Genomic DNA, 23,110 nt, shown 5'->3' on the forward strand with positions numbered 1-23,110 from the left:
ACGAATTCCCATCTACATGGGTATTGACGAGAGGAATGGTAGGAACTAGCACATGGCGGGTCATTCAAAATGGGCAACCACAAAGCACAAGAAGGCTGCTAATGACGCCAAGCGCGCCAAAGAGTGGGCAAAGATGATCAAGAACATCGAGGTCGCGGCTCGTACCGGCGGCGGTGATCCTGCTGGTAACCCCACCCTCGATGACATGATTAAGAAGGCCAAGAAGGCCTCGGTTCCCAACGACAACATTGAGCGTGCCCGCAAGCGTGGTTCCGGCGAGGAGTCCGGCGGTGCTGACTGGGAGACCATTGTCTACGAAGGCTATGCACCTGGTGGCGTCGCTTTGATTGTGGAGTGCCTGACGGATAACCGTAACCGTGCTGCTTCCGATGTGCGCTCGGCGTTCAACAAGAACAACGGCAACATGGCGGACAACGGCGCCGTGGCGTACCTCTTCGAAAAGAAGGGTGTCGTCGAGTTGCCGAAGGGCGAGCTGACCGAGGATGACCTGCTCATGGCGGTTCTCGATGCCGGTGCAGAGGAAGTCAACGACCTGGGTGAAAAGTTCGAGGTTGTCTCCGCCTTTACCGATCTGATGAATGTCCGCACCGCTCTTGTCGATGCCGAAATGGAGTACGACTCCGCAGATCAGGACTACCGCGCTTCTACCACAGTCGCTCTCGATGCTGACGGCGCACGCAAGCTCTTCCGTCTGATTGACGCTCTCGAAGAGTCCGACGACGTGCAGAACGTCTACTCGAACGCCGACATCAGCGACGAGGTTATCGCCGAACTCGAAGACTAGGCGTTTGCTTGGCGACGGTTCCGCTGACCGGCTTCCCGGCGTTAAAGGATGCTCGTGCAGGGTAGTCTGCAGCGCTGAATTGCGCGGCGAGCTGGTGTGAATGGAAGATCCCCATCGGAGAGTCGTCCGATGGGGATTTTTTTGGGGGGAGAGAGACAGACAGAGTCAAAGAGTGTGTCTGATCCTCAGGATAGCGACTGGTCAGAGCCCGCCTGCGGGTAGCTCCACACCCTGGGGTTAAGGAGAAAAACTGACAACCCGACACACTGGCAACCTCAAAAAATTACGGGCTGCGCGTGTGAATACGGCTGCAAATGTGAAACTGTGCAGGTTTATGTCACTTTCAGACGATTTTTCAGGTCATTTTTGTCATAAACGCAGTCAGTAACTCGCATTGGGGTAAGTAGCGAAGGGTGCCCGCCCGCCGACGCGCCGGTCGACACGCCAGGCGGACATATTTTTGTCTATTAAACCGATTTTGGTTTCTGAAAGTTTTAGTTGAACCGTTTTAGGAGAACCACTGAGTCGGAGGTCCGGCCATCAGCAACAGTGTGAAGACCACGACGAGAACAATGAGGATGACGAATGCCGAGATAAACGGGCGGCGAATAATCATCGCGAGTGCCCACTCGAAAATGTCCTGTGGCTCCTCGGATTCGTCGGTAAAGCGCCAGGGCCGATCCAAGAGGCCTGCCTTCAGGGTGTTTCGTTCAAACGGATAGGTTGCGAATGGAATGATAGAAGAGGCGAGGCCGATGACACCGCGGCCAAAGCTCCACTGCTGGTTGATCCACACCATGATGGTGGTGACTACGTAGCACAGGAACGTAAAACCGTGGATGCCGCCGAAGATGGTGGTGGCGATGTCAGTGACTTTGAACAGGTACTTCAGTGCCAGCCCCAAGAGCAGCAGAGCCCACGTGACCATTTCAGCTGCAGCGAGAACGCCGTAGAGCTTCTTCGGTGAATTCATGGTGTTAAACCTATCAGAATCAACGGTTGGTACCCCGTGTAGCTACGATACAAACAGCTGTTCGAAATGTGGTATTAGTGGAGAGGTGAATTATCGAGCTGGATCTCTGCGGGTGATGGGTATCGACCCTGGCCTTACTCGTTGTGGTCTCTCCATTGCGGAAGGTGCTCAGGGCAGGAAAGTCATTCCCATTGCGGTGGGGGTCGCCCGCACACCAACCACGGCATCGTTGGAGGATCGTCTTCTACGGCTTTCCAATGCCGTGGAGCAGTGGATGGATGAGTACGAGCCGGACGTGGTTGCGATGGAACGGGTATTCGAGCGCGGCAATGTGTCCACCGTAATGCAGACTGCGCACGCGGTTGGTGTCCTTGTCCTCGCTGCGGCGAGACGCGGTTTGGAAGTGCATATGTACACGCCGTCGGAGGTAAAGAAGGCGCTTACCGGCAACGGTCGGGCTGATAAGAAGCAGATGACCATGATGGTGACGAGAATCCTCGGGTTGGAAACTCCGCCAAAACCTGCGGACGCAGCGGATGCGTTGGCCATCGCTATCTGCCACTGTTGGCGTGGTCCGGTTCTGCAACGCCAGCGCGACACCTTGGCTGCGCTTGCTAAGCAACACGAGGAGCGGGAGTTGGAGCTTTCTCGCCGTGAGAATCCCTCGCGGTAGGGGAGCCTGCTAGAGCACACTTGTGAGTTCGGCGTTTATCTCGGTGTCTTTCGGGAAGCCGTAGTGAAAGGAATTGTGAGAAGTGATTGCATCTCTACGCGGTGAGGTTATCGATCTCGGTGCGGACTATTGCGTTATCGAGTGCGGTGGTGTCGGGCATTTGGTCACCATTACGGGCAGGTTAGCTTCTCAGTTGGTGAGGCATGAGCAGACTTTCATGTTGACCACAATGGCGGTTCGTGAAGATGCGATTACGCTTTTTGGTTTTGCCAACTCGCAGGAACGTGAGATGTTTGCGCTCTTGCGCACTGTCTCAACAGTGGGGCCAAAAGTAGCGATGTCTGTTCTATCGGTACTGTCGCCGGCCGAGATTGCCAATGCGGTTGCCTCAAAGAATGCCAAGGCCCTCCAGGCGGCTAACGGCGTCGGCAAGCGATTGGCGGAGCGCCTGTTGGTTGAGTTGAAGGATAAGGTCGAGGTTTTCGCGGATAGGGCGGTATCCCAGCCGGAGGAAGCTGCAAGCGGAGCAGCGCCTGGCATTGTTTTGAAGGCAGATCTGGATCAGGTCGTTGGTGCTTTGGTCGGGCTTGGGTTCCCGGAAGCTGATGCGAATGAGGCAGCGGAGACTGTTGTTCGGATTGATCCGACCTTGGATACATCAATGGCGCTGAAGGCGGCGCTAAAGACATTGGGCGAAAAGTAAATCCAGGTCGAGGACCTGCAGCTACATTGATGATGAAAAATGGCAGTGCACTAGGATGAGGGGACTATGAGCGATATCGAGCGCACGGAGTTTAACGTGTCGGGCAATCCCTTCAGGGACTCTTTAGATGGAGCAGCCAACGACCATTTTGGCGGTGGGGGAAATGGTGCACAACGTGATGTCGATGCCCGCGCTCAGGTCGAGGAAGTCGATGCGGAATCGAACCTGCGACCAAAGTCGTTAGGGGAGTTTATCGGCCAACCCAAGGTCCGCGAGCAGCTGGATTTGGTGCTCTCCGGGGCACGGGGACGAAATGTGACTCCGGACCACATTCTGCTGTCGGGACCTCCCGGCCTGGGTAAGACCACCATGGCCATGATTATTGCGCAGGAGATGGGGTCGTCCCTGCGAATGACGTCCGGTCCGGCGCTTATTCGCGCTGGCGATTTGGCAGCAATGCTATCGAACCTGCTCGAGGGCGATGTACTCTTCATTGACGAGATCCACCGCATTGCCAGGCCCGTGGAGGAAATGCTCTACATGGCAATGGAAGATTTCCGTATTGATGTCATCGTGGGCAAGGGGCCTGGAGCTACGTCAATTCCACTCGAGATTCCACCTTTTACGCTGGTAGGCGCAACGACGCGCTCGGGTATGCTGACTGGCCCACTGCGTGACCGTTTCGGTTTCACTGCGCAGATGGAGTTCTACGAGGTCGAGGATCTGACAAAGGTGGTTACCCGTGCCGCTGGGATCCTCGGGGTGGATATCAGCCCAGAGGCTGCAGTGGAGATTGCCTCGCGTTCGCGAGGTACCCCGCGAATTGCCAACCGCCTACTGCGTCGCGTTCGCGATTTCGCAGATGTTCACTCCGGTGGCGTTATTGATCTTGGTGCGGCCAAGGCGGCGTTGATTGTCTTCGATGTCGATGAGCTTGGGCTGGACCGCTTGGACCGCGCAGTGCTGACTGCCCTGGTCAAGGGGCACGGTGGCGGCCCGGTGGGCGTGAATTCCCTGGCGCTGGCAGTCGGTGAGGAGCCCTCGACTGTGGAAGAAGTGTGCGAGCCCTACTTGGTCCGTGCCGGGATGATTGCGCGTACATCGCGCGGACGTGTTGCAACTGCCCGAGCATGGCGGCACTTGGGGTTGCAGCCTCCGGAGGGAACTATCGGAGAATAGCTTTCTCATCGACCTGGCCGGGGCAGTGTGGAATTGCTAGCTGGCAATTCGTTAAACTCGGCAGACATGGATCAAACTATTCTCCTCCTACTTATTTTCTTGTTCCTGGCGCTGCCAATTTGGCAGATCATCAAGCAGAACAAGCAGGTGCGCACCATTCGGGACATGCAGGATAAGTTGGCCCCGGGCGCAGAGGTCATCACCGGTTCCGGTATGCATGGTGTGGTCGTTGATACGACCGAAACAACCGTCGACCTGATTATCGCTGACGGCATCGTGACCCGTTGGGAAAAGGGCGCCATTGCCCGCAACCTCACCACCGGTACCGGAGCTAGCTACGCTCACCGTGATCGACGTGGCCGTGTTTCCGATGCGCCAGATGACCACGTCGGCGATGTCCAAGAAATCACCGGCCACGGTCCGGATGACAATGCCGCTTCGGACATCAATGAGCAGGTCGAGAACCCGAATACTCCGAGTAACTCGGATAACACGGGTACAGACGGTTCCACTTCCACCGAAAAGCAGTAGCAGTTTTTTGCACGCCCACGCCCTGCTGGTTTGCATGCATCCAAGCTGTAGCGTGCGCCGTGGGGTTAGCGGGCGCGTCCCAGGTTTCGCCGTCGGCAAGCGTGGGCAAGATTTTCACTAAATAGGTACAAGTCAAAACCGGCGCACTACGCTAAATCGGTTATTCTCTAGCGGTTGGTGTTTATAGCTTTGCTTAGCGACGCCCGCAATGCCTCTTCCTGGTATCGCGCGATTTCGCGGTGCGGTTATAGACCTGCGTTTCTACCCGAAGCGCTTAAGTACCTAAACGTCACGATTCAGGAGACTTTGCTTTGAACAGCAAATCCAGATCCGGTGCGAATACATTCAAGAGGAACTGGCCGCAGTGGCTGTTGGCACTGTTTGTTGGCTTCCTCATCCTTACGTACGCACTCGTCTTTTTCACCGGCGGCGGATCAGCCAAGCCAAAGTTGGGCATCGACTTGCAGGGTGGTACCCGAGTAACCTTGGTGCCGCAGGGCGAAAAGCCGACGCGCGATCAGCTGGACCAGGCTCGCAAGATTCTGGAGAACCGCGTAAACGGCATGGGCGTCAGCGGCGCTCAAGTTGTCACCGACGGTGACACGCTGGTCATTACCGTGCCGGGTGAAGACTCACAGGAGGCGCGTACGCTCGGCCAGACTTCGCAGCTCTTCTTCCGTCCGGTAGAACAGCCCACCCAGGGCCCTGATGAAGCTGCCTTTGGCGAGGTAGTTAAGAAGACTGCTGAAGATTGGGTGTCAGTCGGTGTCCTGTCGAAGGAGGACGCCGCCAAGCGTGTTGATGACCTCTACAAGGACATGAACGAAACGCAGAAGCGTGCAATTGATGCCTTCAAGGAACAGAACCCAGATCAGCCGGTTCCCGAGGAGCTGTCCAAGTCGCTGGGCGAGGCCCCGAAGTTGGACGCAACAGCTCCGGCAAAGCCGGCGAACTCAATTGAAGCGGCCGAGCTGCGTACGAAGGTTCGTGACGTGCTGTTGGCGACTCGCCAGTCCGAAGACCCAACGACACAGTTTGCAGCCGCTGCGCTGATGACCTGCGATAACCGCGATGCAGTTGATCCGCTACAGGGTGCCGATGACCCGGCCAAGCCGCTGGTGACCTGTGCGCCCGAAGGCGGTAAAGCCATCTTCCTGGGCAAGGCTCCGCTGTTGATTGGGCAGGAGGACGAGGCCAAGGGCCAGCGTCTGTCCGGCGACGCTATTGATACCAATGCGCCGATTAACGGTGGTTACGATCAGCAGTCTGGTCAGATTCAGGTCTCCTTTAGCTTCAAGTCCGGGAAGAATGACACCGGCGCTCGCACATGGACCAAGTTGACCAATGACTACCTGCAGCGGCAGGTCGCTATCGTGTTGGACTCGAAGGTCATTTCCGCCCCGGTGATTCAGGAGGCAACCCCAGTTGGTTCTGCCACCCGCATCACGGGCGACTTCTCAATCGACGAGGCACAGGGGCTGGCCAATAACCTGCGTTATGGTGCACTGCCGCTGTCGTTCGCAGGTGAGGACGGCGAGCCGGGCGGCACCACCACGACTATCCCGGCCATGCTTGGTTCGGCTTCCTTGGAAGCCGGTCTGCTTGCCGGCATTATCGGTATCGCCCTGATTGTCGTCTACGCGATTGCTCTCTACCGCGGCCTGGGCGTGATTTCGCTGGTTTCGCTGGCAGCAGCTGGAGCGATGGTCTACGGCGTCCTTGTCCTTCTTGGTCGTTGGATTGGCTACTCGCTCGATCTCGCTGGCATCGCCGGTATCATCATCTCCATCGGTGTAACGGCTGACTCCTTCATCGTCTTCTTCGAACGCATTAAGGACGAAATCCGCGCGGGTAGAACTTTCCGCTCCGCGGTTCCGCACGCTTGGCGACGAGCACGGCGCACCATCCTTTCGGGTAACTTTGTGTCCATCATTGCGGCTGTGGTTCTTTACATCCTGGCCGTTGGCGATGTCCGCGGTTTCGCATTCACACTTGGTCTCTCCACAGCATTCGACATTGTGACGGCTTTCCTCGTGACTGCGCCGTTGGTCATCCTGGCTACTCGTAAGTGGCCAGCTTTGTCCAAGCCGTCGATGAACGGCTTCGGCTCGGTCATGGAGATTGCACAGAGGAATAAGACTGTAGCTGCCGGTAAGAAGGCCGGAGCCTCCGATGCCTCCGCCAGTACGGCTGCCGACACCGGTGCAGCTCACTCCAGCGCGAATGAGGGGAAGTAGGAATCCATGAATACTACTCAGACGAATCCGGCGCTAATCACTGAGCCAGAAAGCGTGAAAGACGACTCCTTCTTCCGCCGCCTCTACACCGGCGAGGGTGGAATCAACATCGTCGGCAAGCGGAAGCGCTGGTACCAGATTGCCGTCGCCATCATCGTTGTTGCTTTCGCAGCGATGCTGATTCGCGGGTTCAGCTTCGGTATCGACTTCGAGGGCGGTACCAAGATGACTATGCCGCCGGCCTCAGTGACAACTGAGCAGGCCGAGGAGGTTTTCACTGAGGCGACCGGCGTGAAGCCGGAGCTGGTGCAAATTATCGGTTCTGGTGAGGGCCGAATCCTGGAGATCACCTCTGAGAAGCTGACTCAGGACGAGATTAATAGTGCTCGTATCGCGTTGAATGATGCATTCAAGCCCGTCGATGTACAGGGGCAGCAGACCCCGGATGCCATTGGTGACTCGACCGTGTCGGAGTCGTGGGGCTCTTCGATTACCAACCGAATGCTGCTGGCTGCAGTGGTGTTCCTGGGTCTGGTGTTCATCTACATCACCATTCACTTCGAGCGCGACATGGCCATTGCCGCAATTCTCGCCCTGGTTGTGGATGCAATCGTGATTATGGGCATCTACGCGCTCATTGGTCTTGACGTCACCCCGGCAACCATTATCGGCTTGCTGACAGTGCTGTCGTTCTCCCTGTACGACACCGTCGTGGTTTTCGACAAGGTCGACGAGAACACGGCAGGCTATCGTTCATCGACCCGTAGAAGTTACGCCGAGTTGGTGAACCTGGCGGTCAACCAAACCATCATGCGTTCTATCAACACCACGGTGTCGACGCTCCTGCCAATCCTGGCACTGATGGTCATCGCCGTGGGCATGCTAGGGGTCGGAACGCTGAAGGACCTTGCACTCGTTCAGCTCATCGGCATTATTCAAGGTACGTTCTCTTCGATCTTCCTGGCTTCGTCGCTGTTGGTGTCTCTTAAGTCGCGGCAGCGTGAATACCGCAAGCATGAAGAGGCGGTACTGTCTGCCCGCGCAAAGGCATCTGAGGGAGCCGGTTCGGGCACCGATTCCGCCACCACTGATGTTGCGGAGGACTCGGGCTCGAAGGAGCCGTCGGCAAGCGAGATGGAGCAGTCGACGCCGAAACGAACGGTGACGACTCCGAAGCTTGAGGGCGATGAAGACAAGCCGCTGTCCTGGCGTCCGGGGCAGTAGGAGGTAGCGCCTCCCAGTGGTTCGGGTGAAACTACTTTAAAAGCGCATTGTGCGGGTATCGTTGACAGGTACCCGCACTTTTTCTTTTCGCCGAAAAGGAGCTTAAACCTGTGTCGTATGCACACGCGCGTGAGGCATTAGCCGATCAGATTCGGTTCGTGCCCGATTTTCCAGTTGAGGGCGTACTCTTCGAGGACCTGACGCCGGCGCTTGCCGACGCCACGACGTTCGCCCTGATTGTGGACGAGATTTCCGCCAAGGTGGAAGAGTTCGGGGCTGATGTTATAGGCAGCCTAGATGCGCGTGGATTCCTGCTGGGTTCTGCGGTGGCGTACAAGCTTGGACTGGGAGTGCTCGCTATTCGTAAGAAGGGTAAGCTACCACCGCCTGTGCTGACCGAGACCTATGAACTGGAATATGGTACGGCCGCGCTTGAGATTCCGGCTAGTGGGTTTGAGCTGAAGGGCAAGAAGGCCGTACTTGTCGACGATGTGTTGGCAACTGGTGGCACCCTGTGTGCAGCTCGCGCCCTGCTGGAGACCGCTGGTGTCGAGGTAACCGGGCTGTGCACCGTGCTGGAGGTTGAAGGCCTGGGAGCTCGGGAGAAGCTTGCTGATCTGCCTTTGTACGTGGTTAATAAGGGGTGAATGAGTCATGGCTGAAGGGCCCGCACGCCGTTATGGTGCCCGCCTAGCGCGAAGCCTTACCGGCAACAGAACGAAAATCCGCCCGGTGCTAGATCCCCTTGTCGCGGTGCATCGACAGGTGCATCCGCGCGCAGATTTGGCTGTGCTTCAGCGTGCCTACGATACCGCCGAGCGCCTTCACGACGGCGTGTACCGGAAATCCGGCGAGCCATACATCACTCACCCGCTTGCAGTCGCCACTATTGCCGCCGAGATCGGCATGGATACCACCACGCTGGTGGCAGCGCTGCTACATGACACGGTCGAAGATACCGATTACACGCTGGAGGACCTGGAGCGGGACTTCGGCCCAGAAGTCGCACGACTGGTCGACGGTGTGACCAAATTGGATAAGGTCGCGTTGGGCTCCGCCGCCGAGGCAGAGACCGTGCGAAAGATGATTATCGCCATGAGCCAGGACCCGCGCGTGCTGGTTATCAAGGTGGCTGACCGGCTGCATAACATGCGCACAATGCGCTTCCTGCCGCCGGAAAAGCAGGCTAAGAAGGCCCGTGAGACCCTCGAGGTGATTGCACCGCTGGCGCATCGTTTGGGAATGGCCAGCGTGAAGTGGGAGTTGGAAGATCTCTCCTTCGCCATTTTGTACCCGAAGAAGTACGACGAGATTGTGCGTTTGGTCGCAGATCGAGCGCCGCAGCGGGACCGGTACATCCAGGAAGTCTCCGAGATGATTCAGAAGGATCTGAAGGAGTCTCACATTGCTGCTGAGGTACAGGGCAGGCCGAAGCACTACTGGTCGATTTATCAGAAGATGATTGTCCGCGGCCATGAGTTCGACGAGATTTTTGACCTGGTCGGACTTCGAGTTCTGGTGGACACGACCAAGGATTGCTATGCCGCGATGGGTGCCGTCCACTCGCTGTTCAAACCTATGCCGGGGCGATTCAAGGACTATATTTCCGCGCCGCGTTTCGGGGTTTACCAGTCGTTGCACACAACGGTCATCGGTCCAGGTGGCTCCCCGCTAGAAGTGCAGATTCGCACCCATGAGATGCACTACAACGCTGAGTACGGCATTGCCGCACACTGGCGCTACAAGGAAACCAAGGGCTCTCACAAGGGAGATTCCGCCGAAGTCGATCAGATGGCGTGGATGCGTCAGCTGCTGGATTGGCAGCGGGAGGCCGCAGATCCTAACGAGTTCCTGGACTCCCTGCGCTATGACCTCTCAGTCACTGAAATTTTTGCGTTCACACCTAAGGGCGATGTCATCACATTGCCTGCGGACTCCACGCCGGTCGACTTTGCCTACGCGGTCCATACTGAAGTAGGTCACCGATGTATTGGTGCCAAAGTCAACGGCAAGCTAGTGGCGTTGGAATCACCGCTAAAAACTGGCGACCGCGTCGAGATTTTCACGTCCAAGGATGCCGATTCCGGTCCGTCTAAGGACTGGGAGAAGTTTGTTAAAACTCCACGTGCGCGGGCAAAGATCCGTCAGTGGTTTGCCAAAGAGCGCCGCGAGGAGGCACTCGATGCCGGCCGTGACGCACTGGCTGCAGAGGTACAGCGCGGCGGTCTGCCGATGCACCGCCTGTTCACTCCGGCGTCCATCAAGCAGATTGCCTCCGAGCTGCACTATGCGGATGTCGATGCGCTCTATACCGCTATCGGTAAGGGGCAGGTCTCAGCGCAGCATGTGACTCACCGGCTGATGGCGCAGTTCTCGAGCGCGGACGATGCCGAAGAGCAGTTGGTCTCCCGCACGCCAATTTCAAAGATGAACGTGCACAACACTCCGCGCCGCGCTGACAGCACGGGTGTGTTGGTAGAAGGCAGCGCGGATATGGCCGCTAAGCTTGCCAAATGCTGTACGCCTGTGCCGGGCGATGCCATCTTTGGCTTCGTCACCCGCGGCGGTGGGGTCAGTGTGCACCGTACGGACTGCACTAATGCGGAGAAGCTGCACCAGGAGCCGGAGCGCATTATCGAGGTCTCCTGGGCAACAGATTCCTCCGGTGCGGTCTTCATGGTTACGGTGCAAATCGAAGCACTTGACCGTCATGGACTGCTCTCGGAGATTACTCGCGTCTTCTCCGATCAGAAGGTCTCAATCCTGTCGACGTCCTCCCATACCTCCGATGACCGCGTTGCCGTAATGCGTTTTAGCTTCGAGGTTTCGGACACTAAGCAGATGGGCTATATCTTCAACATTCTGCGCGGTGTCGAGGGAGTCTTCGATGTCTACCGCATTACTTCTGGTCAGTAGGCGGTTTAGCAGCCCATCGATATGTGAAAAAGGATGAGGCCGCGTAGGTATTAAAACAGGGCCAAGGTGAAACACCTTGGCCCTGTTTTTGATTAATTTCTGAATCAGTCAGTTGAGTCAGCTACTTGACTTCCGCCTTCTCAATACGGACTTCCTTAGCTGGCTTACCGTCAGAGGTACCGCCGCCCTCGATACCGTTCTTCGCAATGTCCGCAACCGTCTTGGTGCCCTCGTCAGTCATGGAGCCAAGCACGGTGTACTGCGGAGGCAGCTGAGAATCTGCCCAGTTGAGGAAGAACTGGCTGCCGTTGGCATCTGGGTCGCTCGGGTTTGCCATGGCGATAGAGCCCTTCGGGTACACCAACGGGGTATTCTGATCCAGACCAGAATCCTTGACCGGCCATTCGCCAGCGAACTTGAAGCCCGGGCCGCCGGTACCGGTACCAGTCGGGTCGCCACACTGCAGAACGTTCAGGCCACCACCGGTAATACGGTGGCACACAGTGTCATTGAAGTAGTCGGACTTGGCCATGTGCTCAATTGCATTGACGCCGCAAGGTGAAATAGCGCGGTCCAGCTCCATCGGAATGTCGCCCTGGTTAGTCTTCAGGGTGATGGTTACAGTGCCAGTGGCGGGAACGTTGTCGGTAGCTGGCTTATCTATGTCCTTCGATGCCTCGCCATCATCCGGGTAGTCACAGGTCACGGTTTCCGGAAGTGGGGAAGAGCGCTTCATTGGAACCTTTTCACCGCTGACAGGAGTAGCTGTCAGAGCTGCAGGTTCGACTGGAGTCGTGGATTCATCAGCGGCCTCATTGTCGTCAGCGCCGCCAGCCGTGGTCAGCAAGTAGATGCCGCCACCGATAAAGAGCAGGATAGCCAAGGTAGTTACGACAACGCCCAGTGGCTTCAGCTTCTCGGCACGTGCACGGCGCTTAAGTTCGCGCTCGAGCGTCCGCATCGCATCTTTGCGCCTTTGCTCATTATTGGCCACTAGTCTTTCTCCGTATCTGTTAGTCATCTATTGCTGGTGACGGAACACCAGCGGACGATTTTGCCCATTGATAGTGACCGCATTTGAAGTAACAGCTCAGTCGGTCACCGTCGCGTACACAATCGACCATTATGCCCGGGATTGCTTCCCATTTGCGAGATGACAGGCCAACGAGCAAGGGGAAAGGTGCTCTCTTCCCGTTGTTGGAAGGCGCAAATAGCCTGCCGGGGGCTGTACACAATCGTTACAATGGAGCGCCATGGAGATATTTGGTTTTGCAGCCGGCCCTTTTCAAACCAACTGCTACGTGGCAACAGGCGCTCCGGAAATGGACGGCCTGTCCACCCCATGCGTCATTGTTGACCCGGGCATGGGGGCGTTCGAGGTAGTACGCGGCGAGGTTGAGAAGCGAGATTGGAAGCCGGAAGCAATTCTGCTGACCCATGGTCATATCGACCATGTCCGCGATGTCGTGGAGGCCTCCGACTTCTGGGATATCCCCGTCTTCATTCACGAAAGCGACAATGTGTTGCTGGCCAATCCGAAGCTCGGCGGTTCTTCTTTCGGACACCTCTTTGACATCGATTCTATGCAGGCTTATACGGAAGCCGATTTCTTCGAGGATGGCGACGAAGTAAAGTGGGCAGGGTTGAATTTCGAAGTCATTCACGCTCCGGGTCACTCTCCGGGATGCGTGATGCTGCGCGCTTCCGATGGGGAAGATGAGATTGTCTTCAGCGGGGACGTCCTCTTTAAGGGGGCTATCGGTCGCGTAGATTTGCCGGGCAGTAGTCCGGAGCACATGCAGCAGTCGTTGAAGGATAAGGTCCTCCCGCTGGCGGATGACCTCATGATTCTTCCGGGCCATGGCTCCGCATCGTCGATAGGCGAGGAGCGCGCGACCAACCCGTTCCTGCAAAACCTCACCTAGCCTGGCTGACACGTCGTGAGAGTTGGCAGGTAGAGTTAGCGGGGTGAACTCTAGCCAGAAGCCAAAGAAGTTGAAGCCATTCTCCGCGCCCAAGGGCGTGCCGGATTACGTCCCGCCGGTCTCCCGCGAATTCGAGGCGGTGCGAAACTCATTCCAGCACCGCGCACGACTTGCGGGCTATGAGCACATTGAGCTGCCAATTTTCGAGGAAACCGGGCTTTTTGCACGTGGCGTAGGTGAATCGACGGACGTCGTCACCAAGGAGATGTACACGTTCGCCGACCGCGGCGACCGTTCGGTCACCCTGCGCCCGGAGGGTACCGCGGGCGTGATGCGCGCGGTCATTGAGCACAATTTGGACCGCGGTCAGTTGCCGGTCAAGCTTTCCTACGCGGGGCCATTCTTCCGCTATGAACGCCCGCAGGCAGGCCGTTACCGTCAGTTGCAGCAGGTGGGCGTAGAGGCAATCGGCGTCGATGATCCTGCGCTGGACGCTGAAGTCATCGCGCTTGCCGACGCATGCTTCCGCGGTATCGGGCTCGAAGGCTTCCGCCTTGAACTGACAAGCCTTGGCGACAACACCTGCCGCCCTGAATATCGCGCTAAGCTGCAGGAGTTCTTGTTTGACCTGCCTCTGGATGAGGAAACGCGCCACCGTGCAAACATCAACCCGCTGCGCGTTCTCGACGATAAGCGACCGGAAATGCAGGAAATGCTTGCCGACGCGCCGCTGATGCTGGACCACCTTTCTGACAGCGCTCGCGGTCACTTTGAAGCTGTGACTGGACTGTTGGATGACATGAAGGTGCCCTATGTCATCAATCCTCGAATGGTGCGCGGACTGGACTACTACACCAAGACGTGCTTCGAGTTTGTTCACGACGGCCTTGGTGCTCAGTCGGGTATCGGTGGCGGTGGTCGCTACGACGGGCTGATGGCGCAGCTAGGCGGCCAAGAGCTGTCTGGAATTGGCTTTGGTTTGGGTGTGGATCGCGCGCTGCTCGCACTGGAAGCAGAGGGCAAGCAGGCCAGCGATGGTCGACGCGTCGATGTGTATGGTGTTGCGCTCGGTGAAGAAGCCGCTCACGCTATGGCGGTGCAGATCAATAAGCTGCGCCAAGCGGGTATCCGCGCAGATATGTCCTACGGCGGCCGCGGTCTGAAGGGCGCGATGAAGGGTGCCGATCGCGCTGGAGCCCGATTTGCGTTGGTCCTCGGCGAGTCTGAATTGGCCGCGGGCGAGGTTCAGCTGAAGAACCTTGAGTCCCACGAGCAGCACGCAGTCGCCCTAGATGCACTGGTTCAGGAGTTGCAGTCGCGCATCTAGGAAACGCGCATTTGTTGAGTGCGGAGTCTAGCTGTAGACGCCGCGCTCGAGAGTGTCGCACTGAGACATCTTTCCTGACTTGTAGCCGGTGAGGAATGCCTTCGTACGCTGCTCGGCCGAGCCGTGGGTCCAGGAGTCCGGTTGAACACCACCGCCGGAATGCTGCTGGATGGTGTCATCGCCAATGGCCTTCGTAGTTTTGAGGGCATCGGCAACTTGCTCGTCGGAAAGCGGTTCGAGGATTGCGTCCGGCCCCTTGTCCGCGTAATGAGCCCAGATACCCGCGTAGCAGTCGGCCTGCAGCTCGATCTTTACAGCGTCGGAATCGGGGCCCGGTTCGTTGTAGTTACTGCGGCCGAGTGTGCCCTCCAACCTTTGGATATGGTGGGCGAATTCGTGGGCCACGACGTATTCCTGTGCGAGCGGTCCGTTGCCTCCGCCCATGCGCTCCAGGGTGCTAAAGAACTCCGTGTCGAAGTAGGCCGTTTGATCGGCGGGGCAGTAGAACGGGCCGGTGGACGAGGACGCTGCGCCGCAGCCCGACTGAGTGGAGCCTTCAAAGAGGACTAAGCCTGGGTTCGTGTACTCGATGCCGGCCTGTGCGGGGAGTTGTTCTTCCCAGACTCGGTCGACCGAAATACCGGTGAATTCCATCCGGCAATCGATGCGGCTGTTGGCATCTTCGCCGGTCTTGCATGGATCCTCGCCAGGGGACTGCTGTGCAGTCTGCGAGGACTGGTTGTTCTGGGCACCTGTCAGCTGTCCCAATTGTCCCGGGTCGCCGCCGAGAAGTAAGTACAGGCCGATGAGGACAAGGCCGCCGATACCGCCACCGCCTACGGCGATAGCGCGGCCACCACCCGAGCGTCGCTCGGCACGAGCCGAGCTCTTTTGGAAGTCATTCCGGAAGGTCATAGGAGTAAGACTATTGCATAAGGTGCGGAAAACGGGCCATTGAATAGCGCTGCGTCATAGTATCCGCATGTAAATCAACGTCAGGATCTACGGAGAACTTTGTCTAAGTGAGTACATGAAGCCCGAGGTAGGCCCAAGGCGATGACCGGTAATAAGCAAAATAGCCGGGGTCTTCTTCTCACCTTTCTGGCTTCAAGGTAGACTACACGGACGAAACCGCTATCCACAGCGTTAATCCCTATAGCACCAATTTTGGAAGGACCAATTCGCAGTGCTTCGTACGCATCTTGCCGGAGACCTCCGCGCTGACCTCGCCGGCAGCACAGTAACCCTGACCGGTTGGGTAGGACGCCGCCGTGACCATGGTGGCGTGATCTTCATCGACATGCGTGACCGCTCCGGTTACGCCCAGGTTGTGTTCCGCAACAGCGAAGTTGCTGAGCGTGCACACCACCTGCGCAGCGAATACTGCATTCAGGTCACCGGTGTCGTTGAGAAGCGCCCGGAGGGCTCCGAAAACCCGAACCTGGCATCGGGTGAAATTGAGGTCAATGTTACGGAGCTGACCATCCTCAACGAGTCGGCGGCATTGCCGTTCCAGCTCGAGGATGTTGGAACTTCTGGCACTGTCGGCGAGGAAGCCCGCCTGAAGTACCGCTACCTAGACCTACGCCGTGAAGGCCCGGCCAAGATTATGCGTCTCCGTGCGGCTGTCAACCGCGCAGCCCGTAAGGTGCTGGACAGCCACGACTTCACCGAAATCGAGACCCCGACGTTGACTCGCTCTACGCCGGAAGGTGCTCGTGACTTCGTGGTGCCGGCTCGTTTGAAGCCGGGCACTTTCTACGCACTGCCGCAGTCCCCTCAGTTGTTCAAGCAGCTGCTTATGGTCGCTGGCATGGAGCGCTACTACCAGATCGCCCGCTGCTACCGAGATGAGGACTTCCGCGCTGACCGCCAGCCGGAGTTCACTCAGCTCGACGTTGAGATGAGCTTCGCCGAGCAGGACGATGTCATTGCGCTGGCAGAAGAGATTCTGGTTGCTATCTTCGCCGAGGCCGGTGTCACTGTTCAGACCCCGATTCCACGCATGACCTTCAAGGAGGCCATGGAGAAGTACGGTTCTGACAAGCCGGACCTGCGCTTCGACATTCCGCTGGTGGAGTGCACCGAGTTCTTCAAGGACACCACTTTCCGTGTCTTCCAGAACGATTACGTCGGTGCAGTTGTTATGGACGGTGGCGCATCGCAGCCTCGTCGTCAGCTCGACGCTTGGCAGGATTGGGCCCGCCAGCGCGGCGCAAAGGGCTTGGCCTACATCCTTGTTGGGGAGGACGGCACTCTGGGCGGCCCGGTTGCCAAGAACATTACTGACGCAGAGCGTGAAGGCATCGCGGCGCACGTAGGCGCGAAGCCGGGTGACTGCATCTTCTTCGCTGCAGGTGACGCTAAGAGCTCCCGTGCACTGCTGGGTGCTGCTCGTGGAGAGATTGCCAAGAAGCTCGGCCTTATCAAGGAAGGCGACTGGGCATTCACCTGGGTCGTCGACGCACCGTTGTTCGAGCCGGCTGCCGACGCTACCGCTTCCGGTGACGTTGCCCTGGGCCACTCGCAGTGGACTGCTGTGCACCACGCCTTCACCTCGCCGAAGCCAGAGCACATGGATACCTTCGACAAGGATCCTGGCAACGCACTGGCTTACGCCTACGACATCGTCTGCAACGGTAACGAAATTGGTGGCGGCTCCATTCGTATTCACCGCCCAGATGTCCAGAAGCGCGTCTTCGATGTTATGGGCATCGGCGAAGAAGAGGCACAGGAGCAGTTCGGCTTCCTGCTGGATGCCTTCCAGTACGGCGCTCCGCCGCACGGTGGTATCGCATTCGGTTGGGACCGTATCGTTTCCCTGCTGGCCGGCGTTGACTCGATTCGCGAAGTTATCGCCTTCCCGAAGTCCGGTGGCGGCGTTGATCCGTTGACTGACGCCCCGACTCCGATTACCGCTCAGCAGCGCAAGGAGACCGGTATCGACTTCAAGCCGAAGCCAAAGCAGAAGGCAGACGGCGTTAAGGCAGCAGCCGACGCAGGCGACAGCAAGTAAACAAAGAAATCACATTGCGAGGAATGTGATCTGTCACTCCAGCGTGAACAGCGCGAGTGGCGCCAATTCCTCCTAACCAAGGCGTTACTGGCCACAACGCAACATCCGTATCGCCTGACTGAAACTGGCTCATTGAAAGGGCATTCAATGGAGTACTCGGACGACGCTGCAGCAGAAGTTGACAGCGTAGTTAAAGATGCAGAGACACTGCTTTCCGCACGATTCGGCGGCACTCCAGTGTTGTCGGATCCAGAAGTACTTACAGGTCAGTCAAACGCTCTTGTTGTCCGCGTACGGGTCGCCACAAATCCCTTTATGCAGGAACGCACGGTCGTCGTAAAGCAAATTCCTACGACGACTGAAGGCGTCGATCCCGCCGTTTTACGGGAAGTCGTGGCGTACCAGTTCATCAATACACTGCCTGACGACGTCCGCCCGGGGCCTCAGCTTCTTGCTTACGATGTTTCAAAGCAGCTATTGGTTCTCAGCGACGTCGGTGTCGTGGACACTCTTGCGGACGTACTCTTTCGTGGCGATGAAGAGCGACGATTGCGCGCATTCCGCAGCCTCGGCGCTTCGCTGGGTCGGATGCATATTCACACGCATACTCGTGAAGAGGGATTTGAGACCCTGCGTCGTCGTATGTGGGTGAAGAACAAGGTCGATCGCGAGGCTCTCGAGGCGCGTGACCACGGCATTGTGTCGGGGATTCGCTTTGGTATGCGAGCTGTCGAGGGGTCCGGCATTCCTGTTCCCGACGCTGTGCGCTCTTTCGGTGAGGATGCTGCTCGTCGAATTGAGAAGGGCACGCATAGGGCGTTTACTCCGTTTGACCTCGCCCCGGACAACATTCTGCTGGCGGATAAGGTCCAGTTCCTCGACTATGAGTGGGCTGGTTACCGCGATGTCATCTTCGACGTGGCCAGCGTCGTCGCAGGCTTCCCGCTGCACGTTTTCGTGGAGCGTCCATCGGAGGCAGAGGTCGACGTGTTTGTCCGTGCCTGGATGGAAGAGATTCGTGACCATTGGTATCGCGGCACGAGCGACCGCCGTTTGATGGCGTTCATCGCTGCGGCGTTGCTCGGTTGGTTTTTCATCTCCGCAACGGTTTCCTTCTTCGGTTCTCCAAAACAAGCGCTGTGGGTGGGGCATGAAGGACGCACGGACCTGAAGCCGGAAGTTGGCGGCTCAGCACTGGAGCGGCGCGACATGGCTAACACGGCTCGCGCGATTGCACAGTTCGCCCATAAGTGTGAGGACGATCGTGCCGACGAGCTGGAACAGTTCGCGCATGCAGTCATCGATTTCTTAGAGCAAGAGGAAGGCTAGGGCACACGTGGCGGATCCGAATAAGCTGCCGTCAGGCGGTGCAAACGGCTCCGCCGATGACGCTCCAGGGCTTTTCGACGAGCCTTCGGTCGCCGGACCTACAGCGGCCAAGAGCCAAGGTCGGAGTGCGGGGCCAGCAAGCACTGGCCTGAACTCCGATGCGAGCGCCTATTTTCACCCAGGTGCACACGCGCCGTTGGCGGTTCGGATGCGACCGCGAAACCTCGATGAAGTCGTTGGTCAAGACCACCTGTTAGCCCCCGGAGCACCGTTGCGCCGTCTGGTCGAAGGTGGCGGCGACACCTCCGTTATTTTGTTTGGCCCTCCCGGAACTGGCAAGACCACTCTCGCCAGTTTGATTTCCGCGGCGACTGGACGACACTTTGAAGCGCTTTCCGCGCTTAATGCCGGGGTAAAGGAAGTGCGTGCGGTTATCGACACTGCTCGTCGCACGCTCGTTAACCAGGGCATTCAAACGGTGCTCTTCATCGACGAGGTGCACCGTTTTTCCAAGACCCAGCAGGATGCCCTGTTGGGTGCCGTGGAAAACCGGATTGTCCTTCTCGTCGCGGCAACGACGGAAAACCCATCCTTCTCAGTGGTGTCCCCGCTGCTCAGTCGGTCACTGCTGTTGCAGTTGCAGTCACTGGACGACGAAGCCGTCGGCACGCTCATTGATCGAGCACTTACCGATGAGCGCGGCCTGAATGGTCGCGTCAGTATGACAGACGATGCACGTAAACAGCTCATTGCGCTGGCAGCTGGTGATGCTCGTCGTTCCCTCACGTACCTCGAGGCAGCCGCAGAAGCCGTCGCCGATGGTGAGCAGATTACCGCTGAGTCGCTTGCCAATTCGATCAACAGAGCCGTGGTTCGCTATGACCGCGACGGCGACCAGCATTACGACGTCACCAGCGCGTTTATTAAGTCCGTTCGCGGATCTGATGTCGATGCTGCCCTGCATTACCTGGCGCGGATGATTGAGGGTGGGGAAGACCCTCGGTTTATTGCCCGCCGAATCGTTATTCTGGCCAGCGAAGACATCGGTATGGCCGACCCGACAGCTCTGCAAACCGCCGTCGCCGCGGCGCAGGCAGTTGCCTTGATAGGGATGCCGGAAGCCCGGCTGACGCTGGCGCAGGCCACGATTCACTTGGCAACAGCACCGAAGTCGAATTCGGTCATAAGCGCAATCGACGGGGCATTGAAGGATGTTCGTTCCGGGAAGACCGGACCGGTGCCACCACATTTGCGGGACGGACATTACAGCGGGGCTAAGGACCTTGGTCACGCGGTGGACTATATCTACCCGCACAATGACCCCATGGGTGTCGTCGCCCAACAGTATCCACCAGATCAGTTGGTGGGCACTGATTATTTCGTCCCATCCAATCACGGTCGTGAAAACGGCATGGCTGAATACCTCGGACGCATTCGCCGAATTATCCGGGGGAGCCGCCGGAAATCGAAGTAGGCGAGATCGGTCGGAATCTACGGGGTGCCGGTGGGGTGGTTTTAAAGTTGCTCGAACCGAGCGGGTAGACTGCTAGTTTTGTATTAAACATCTCGGACGCTCGACGTGAAACGAGGAAGTAGAACACCGTGCAGACTCATGAAATTCGAAATCGCTTCATCCAGCATTTCGTAAAGGCGGGACACACCGAGGTCCCCAGTGCCTCCCTGGTTTTGGATGACCCGAACCTGCTGTTCGTTAATGCCGGCATGGTGCCGTTCAAGCCCTACTTCCTCGGCAATGAGACTCCGGACTTCTCCACCGCGACCTCAATTCAGAAGTGCGTGCGCACACTGGACATTGAAGAGGTGGGTATCACCACCCGCCACAACACCTTCTTCCAGATGGCGGGTAACTTCTCCTTCGGAAATTACTTCAAGGAAGGTGCCATCACTCATGCATGGAGCCTTCTGACTGGTGCTGTTGAGGACGGCGGCTTTGGCATCCCGGCTGAGAAGCTGTGGGTGACGGTTTTCCTCGATGACGATGAGGCCCATGACATCTGGCACGAGAAGGTTGGTGTGCCGGAAGAGCGCATTCAGCGCCGAGGCATGGCGGACAACTACTGGTCCATGGGTGTGCCTGGCCCGTGTGGCCCGTGTTCAGAGATTTTCTACGACCGCGGCCCGGAGTACGGTGCTGACGGTGGCCCAGAGGCGGACGAGGATCGCTACATCGAGATTTGGAACCTCGTCTTCATGGAAAACGAGCGTGGCGAAGGAACAGGCAAGGACTCTTTCGAGATTCTTGGCCCACTGCCGAAGAAGAACATCGATACCGGTATGGGCATCGAGCGCGTTGCTTTCCTGCTACAGGGTGTCGACAACGTCTACGAAACCGATCTGCTGCGTCCGGTTATCGACGAAGCTGAGCGGCTCACCGGTTCGAAGTACAGCTCCAACCACCAGGACAACATCCGTTTCCGCGTCATCGCCGACCACAGCCGCACCGGCTTGATGCTGATGCTCGACGGTGTCACCCCCTCGAACTCCGATCGTGGCTATATCCTGCGTCGCCTGCTGCGCCGCATCATCCGCTCTGCGCGTCTGCTCGGCGCTAACGGTCCAGTGCTGGAGAAGCTGATTGGTATTGCGGCCGAGACCATGACCCCGTCGTACCCAGAGATCGCGGAGAACTGGAACCGTATTCGCCGCGTCGCCGTCGCCGAGGAAAAGACCTTCACCAAGACTCTGTCCGCCGGTGAGGAGCTGTTCGAACGTGCTGCCACCAAGGCCAAGGCAGAGGGTAAAACCGTTCTATCCGGTCACGACGCCTTCACCCTGCATGACACCCACGGCTTCCCAATCGACCTGACCATCGAGATGGCCGAAGAGGCCGGCCTGACCATCGACCGCGAGGAATTCGATCGCGAGATGGCTGAGCAGCGTGCGCGCGCAAAGGCCGACAGCCAGGCAAAGAAGCAGTCTCACACCGACCTGCATGTCTACCGCGAGTTCATCGATGAACACCCGACGTCCTTCACTGGTTACGATCGGCTTGCCGACGAATCCACGATTCTTGGCATCATTGCCGATGGCCAGAAGCAGTCGTTTGCCGCAGAGGGCGATGAGATTGAGGTTATCCTCGATCGCACTCCGCTCTACGCCGAGGCCGGCGGTCAGCTGGCTGACCGTGGTCGTATCGTGACTGATTCCGGCGCTGTGGTCCACATCAACGATGTTCAAAAGGTGGGCAAGAAGCTGTGGCTGCACAAAGGCATTGTCACCGCTGGTGAATTCACTCCGGGTGTCTCCGCTGAAGCTTTGGTCGACGAGCAGTGGCGTCACGGTGCTCGTCAGGCGCACACTGCAACTCACTTGATTCACGGTGCTCTGCGTCAGGTACTGGGGGATACTGCAACTCAGGCTGGTTCCATGAATAAGCCGGGCTACCTCCGTTTCGACTTCAAGTACGGTGAGCAGCTCACACCGGAACAGCTCCGTGAGATTGAGCAGATCACCAATGAGGCTGTCGACAACGACTGGGCTGTCAATACTGCCGAGATGCCTTTGGAAGAGGCCAAGGCAGCTGGTGCCATGGCATTGTTCAACGAGAACTACGGCGACATCGTCCGCGTTGTCGAGGTCGGTGGCCCGTTCTCAATTGAGCTGTGTGGCGGTACCCACGTTTCGCATTCTTCGCAGATTGGTCCGGTAGCTGTGCTGGGCGAGTCCTCGGTCGGATCGGGCGTGCGCCGTATTGAGGCTTACTCGGGTATGGATTCCTTCCGCTACCTGTCCACCGAGCGTCTCCTGGCTGAACGACTGGCCACTGAATTCAAGGCTCCTTCTGCTGAGCTGCCAGACCGCATTGCAGCACTGGCTGAAAAGCTCAAGGCTGCAGAGAAGCAGCTCGCTGATTTCAAGGCCGGACAGCTGCTGGCCAATGCCGCGTCTCACCTGGAGTCCGCTCGCACCATCGGCGATGTCACCTACCTCGGCCTTAAGCTTCCCGACGGTACGGAGATGAAGGACATCCGTTCGCTGGCTAATGACTTGGCGAAGCGCCTTGCGGATCGCCCAAGCGTCATTGCGTTGATTTCCAACGCTGGCGGCAAGGTTCCGTTTGTGGCCTCGGTTTCGGATGAAGCCGTCAATCGCGGTATTAAGGCCGGCGATTTGGTGAAGCTGATGGGCGCTGAGGTCGGCGGCAAGGGCGGCGGTAAACCGGCAATGGCACAGGGCTCCGGCTCTGATGCTTCCGGAATCGACGCAGCATTGGCCGCGGTTGAGGCCGAACTGTCCAAGTAGCCAATTAAC

At 57.9% G+C, this 23,110-nt stretch carries 18 protein-coding genes; 15 read left to right on the top strand and 3 right to left on the bottom strand.

All coding sequences use genetic code 11. The features are described 5' to 3' along the window. Positions 1 to 52: 52 nt before the first annotated feature. Positions 53 to 805, top strand: a complete 753-nt coding sequence (locus tag HMPREF2547_RS01630; RefSeq protein ID WP_048731316.1) for a YebC/PmpR family DNA-binding transcriptional regulator — start codon at positions 53 to 55, stop codon at positions 803 to 805. Positions 806 to 1,313: 508 nt separating this feature from the next. Here HMPREF2547_RS01630 and HMPREF2547_RS01635 read toward each other — a convergent pair. Next, the gene (locus tag HMPREF2547_RS01635) at positions 1,314 to 1,778 is read right to left on the bottom strand and encodes a DUF3817 domain-containing protein (RefSeq protein WP_049193684.1); all 465 of its coding nucleotides are present in this window, start codon (positions 1,776 to 1,778) and stop codon (positions 1,314 to 1,316) included. Positions 1,779 to 1,893: 115 nt separating this feature from the next. Between HMPREF2547_RS01635 and ruvC the strand changes: the two genes are divergently transcribed. The 8 genes from ruvC (at position 1,894) to HMPREF2547_RS01675 (ending at position 11,241) form a co-directional block, all read left to right on the top strand. Then, entirely contained in the window at positions 1,894 to 2,451 is a 558-nt protein-coding gene (ruvC, locus tag HMPREF2547_RS01640; protein WP_048731311.1) for a crossover junction endodeoxyribonuclease RuvC, read from the top strand. Between the two features lie 82 nt (positions 2,452 to 2,533). Continuing rightward, complete coding sequence (ruvA, locus tag HMPREF2547_RS01645) at positions 2,534 to 3,154, top strand: Holliday junction branch migration protein RuvA (protein ID WP_048731308.1); 621 nt, start codon at positions 2,534 to 2,536, stop codon at positions 3,152 to 3,154. Positions 3,155 to 3,220: 66 nt separating this feature from the next. Further along, positions 3,221 to 4,333 carry a Holliday junction branch migration DNA helicase RuvB gene (gene ruvB / locus HMPREF2547_RS01650; protein ID WP_049190793.1) on the top strand — a complete coding sequence of 371 codons (1,113 nt, stop codon included), beginning with the start codon at positions 3,221 to 3,223 and terminating at the stop codon, positions 4,331 to 4,333. A gap of 66 nt (positions 4,334 to 4,399) precedes the next feature. Next, positions 4,400 to 4,864, top strand: a complete 465-nt coding sequence (gene yajC, locus HMPREF2547_RS01655) for a preprotein translocase subunit YajC (protein WP_049190818.1) — start codon at positions 4,400 to 4,402, stop codon at positions 4,862 to 4,864. A gap of 311 nt (positions 4,865 to 5,175) precedes the next feature. Continuing rightward, positions 5,176 to 7,101: a protein translocase subunit SecD gene (gene secD, locus HMPREF2547_RS01660; protein ID WP_049190792.1), complete on the top strand. Its 1,926-nt coding sequence runs from the start codon at positions 5,176 to 5,178 to the stop codon at positions 7,099 to 7,101. Positions 7,102 to 7,107: 6 nt separating this feature from the next. Continuing rightward, entirely contained in the window at positions 7,108 to 8,325 is a 1,218-nt protein-coding gene (secF, locus tag HMPREF2547_RS01665; protein ID WP_070567154.1) for a protein translocase subunit SecF, read from the top strand. A gap of 110 nt (positions 8,326 to 8,435) precedes the next feature. Further along, positions 8,436 to 8,972, top strand: a complete 537-nt coding sequence (locus HMPREF2547_RS01670) for an adenine phosphoribosyltransferase (RefSeq protein ID WP_016422687.1) — start codon at positions 8,436 to 8,438, stop codon at positions 8,970 to 8,972. 7 nt (positions 8,973 to 8,979) lie between these two features. Continuing rightward, positions 8,980 to 11,241 carry a RelA/SpoT family protein gene (locus tag HMPREF2547_RS01675; RefSeq protein ID WP_016422688.1) on the top strand — a complete coding sequence of 754 codons (2,262 nt, stop codon included), beginning with the start codon at positions 8,980 to 8,982 and terminating at the stop codon, positions 11,239 to 11,241. A gap of 121 nt (positions 11,242 to 11,362) precedes the next feature. Here HMPREF2547_RS01675 and HMPREF2547_RS01680 read toward each other — a convergent pair whose 3' ends face one another. Then, positions 11,363 to 12,202, bottom strand: a complete 840-nt coding sequence (locus HMPREF2547_RS01680; protein ID WP_049190815.1) for a peptidylprolyl isomerase — start codon at positions 12,200 to 12,202, stop codon at positions 11,363 to 11,365. Between the two features lie 292 nt (positions 12,203 to 12,494). Here HMPREF2547_RS01680 and HMPREF2547_RS01685 point away from each other — a divergent pair, with 292 nt between their 5' ends. After that, on the top strand, positions 12,495 to 13,166 hold the full coding sequence (locus HMPREF2547_RS01685) for an MBL fold metallo-hydrolase (protein ID WP_070604538.1): 672 nt from the start codon (positions 12,495 to 12,497) through the stop codon (positions 13,164 to 13,166). A 43-nt stretch (positions 13,167 to 13,209) separates the two neighbouring features. Beyond that, positions 13,210 to 14,493, top strand: a complete 1,284-nt coding sequence (gene hisS, locus HMPREF2547_RS01690) for a histidine--tRNA ligase (protein ID WP_016422691.1) — start codon at positions 13,210 to 13,212, stop codon at positions 14,491 to 14,493. A 27-nt stretch (positions 14,494 to 14,520) separates the two neighbouring features. Here the strand turns inward: hisS and HMPREF2547_RS01695 are convergent, their stop codons facing one another. Continuing rightward, entirely contained in the window at positions 14,521 to 15,408 is an 888-nt protein-coding gene (locus tag HMPREF2547_RS01695) for a KPN_02809 family neutral zinc metallopeptidase (RefSeq protein ID WP_016422692.1), read from the bottom strand. 271 nt (positions 15,409 to 15,679) lie between these two features. Here HMPREF2547_RS01695 and aspS point away from each other — a divergent pair, with 271 nt between their 5' ends. The 4 genes from aspS (at position 15,680) to alaS (ending at position 23,101) form a co-directional block, all read left to right on the top strand. Next, positions 15,680 to 17,509 carry an aspartate--tRNA ligase gene (gene aspS / locus HMPREF2547_RS01700; RefSeq protein ID WP_016422693.1) on the top strand — a complete coding sequence of 610 codons (1,830 nt, stop codon included), beginning with the start codon at positions 15,680 to 15,682 and terminating at the stop codon, positions 17,507 to 17,509. Positions 17,510 to 17,656: 147 nt separating this feature from the next. Then, positions 17,657 to 18,838 carry a phosphotransferase family protein gene (locus HMPREF2547_RS01705; RefSeq protein WP_016422694.1) on the top strand — a complete coding sequence of 394 codons (1,182 nt, stop codon included), beginning with the start codon at positions 17,657 to 17,659 and terminating at the stop codon, positions 18,836 to 18,838. 148 nt (positions 18,839 to 18,986) lie between these two features. Beyond that, positions 18,987 to 20,312: a replication-associated recombination protein A gene (locus HMPREF2547_RS01710; RefSeq protein WP_224433708.1), complete on the top strand. Its 1,326-nt coding sequence runs from the start codon at positions 18,987 to 18,989 to the stop codon at positions 20,310 to 20,312. Positions 20,313 to 20,440: 128 nt separating this feature from the next. Continuing rightward, the gene (alaS, locus tag HMPREF2547_RS01715) at positions 20,441 to 23,101 is read left to right on the top strand and encodes an alanine--tRNA ligase (protein ID WP_016422696.1); all 2,661 of its coding nucleotides are present in this window, start codon (positions 20,441 to 20,443) and stop codon (positions 23,099 to 23,101) included. The last annotated feature ends 9 nt before the right edge of the window (positions 23,102 to 23,110 follow it).

The organism is Corynebacterium sp. HMSC055G02 (assembly GCF_001809065.1).
GTDB classification, from domain to species: domain Bacteria; phylum Actinomycetota; class Actinomycetes; order Mycobacteriales; family Mycobacteriaceae; genus Corynebacterium; species Corynebacterium jeikeium_D.

What these genes read in the sequence shown, in the direction of transcription:
- HMPREF2547_RS01630 (WP_048731316.1), top strand. Translation starts at nt 53, where the DNA reads ATGGCGGGTCATTCAAAATGGGCAACCACAAAGCACAAGAAGGCTGCT.
- HMPREF2547_RS01635 (WP_049193684.1), bottom strand. Translation starts at nt 1,778, where the DNA reads ATGAATTCACCGAAGAAGCTCTACGGCGTTCTCGCTGCAGCTGAAATG.
- ruvC (WP_048731311.1), top strand. Translation starts at nt 1,894, where the DNA reads ATGGGTATCGACCCTGGCCTTACTCGTTGTGGTCTCTCCATTGCGGAA.
- ruvB (WP_049190793.1), top strand. Translation starts at nt 3,221, where the DNA reads ATGAGCGATATCGAGCGCACGGAGTTTAACGTGTCGGGCAATCCCTTC.
- yajC (WP_049190818.1), top strand. Translation starts at nt 4,400, where the DNA reads ATGGATCAAACTATTCTCCTCCTACTTATTTTCTTGTTCCTGGCGCTG.
- secF (WP_070567154.1), top strand. Translation starts at nt 7,108, where the DNA reads ATGAATACTACTCAGACGAATCCGGCGCTAATCACTGAGCCAGAAAGC.
- HMPREF2547_RS01675 (WP_016422688.1), top strand. Translation starts at nt 8,980, where the DNA reads ATGGCTGAAGGGCCCGCACGCCGTTATGGTGCCCGCCTAGCGCGAAGC.
- HMPREF2547_RS01680 (WP_049190815.1), bottom strand. Translation starts at nt 12,202, where the DNA reads ATGCGGACGCTCGAGCGCGAACTTAAGCGCCGTGCACGTGCCGAGAAG.
- HMPREF2547_RS01685 (WP_070604538.1), top strand. Translation starts at nt 12,495, where the DNA reads ATGGAGATATTTGGTTTTGCAGCCGGCCCTTTTCAAACCAACTGCTAC.
- HMPREF2547_RS01695 (WP_016422692.1), bottom strand. Translation starts at nt 15,408, where the DNA reads ATGACCTTCCGGAATGACTTCCAAAAGAGCTCGGCTCGTGCCGAGCGA.
- HMPREF2547_RS01705 (WP_016422694.1), top strand. Translation starts at nt 17,657, where the DNA reads ATGGAGTACTCGGACGACGCTGCAGCAGAAGTTGACAGCGTAGTTAAA.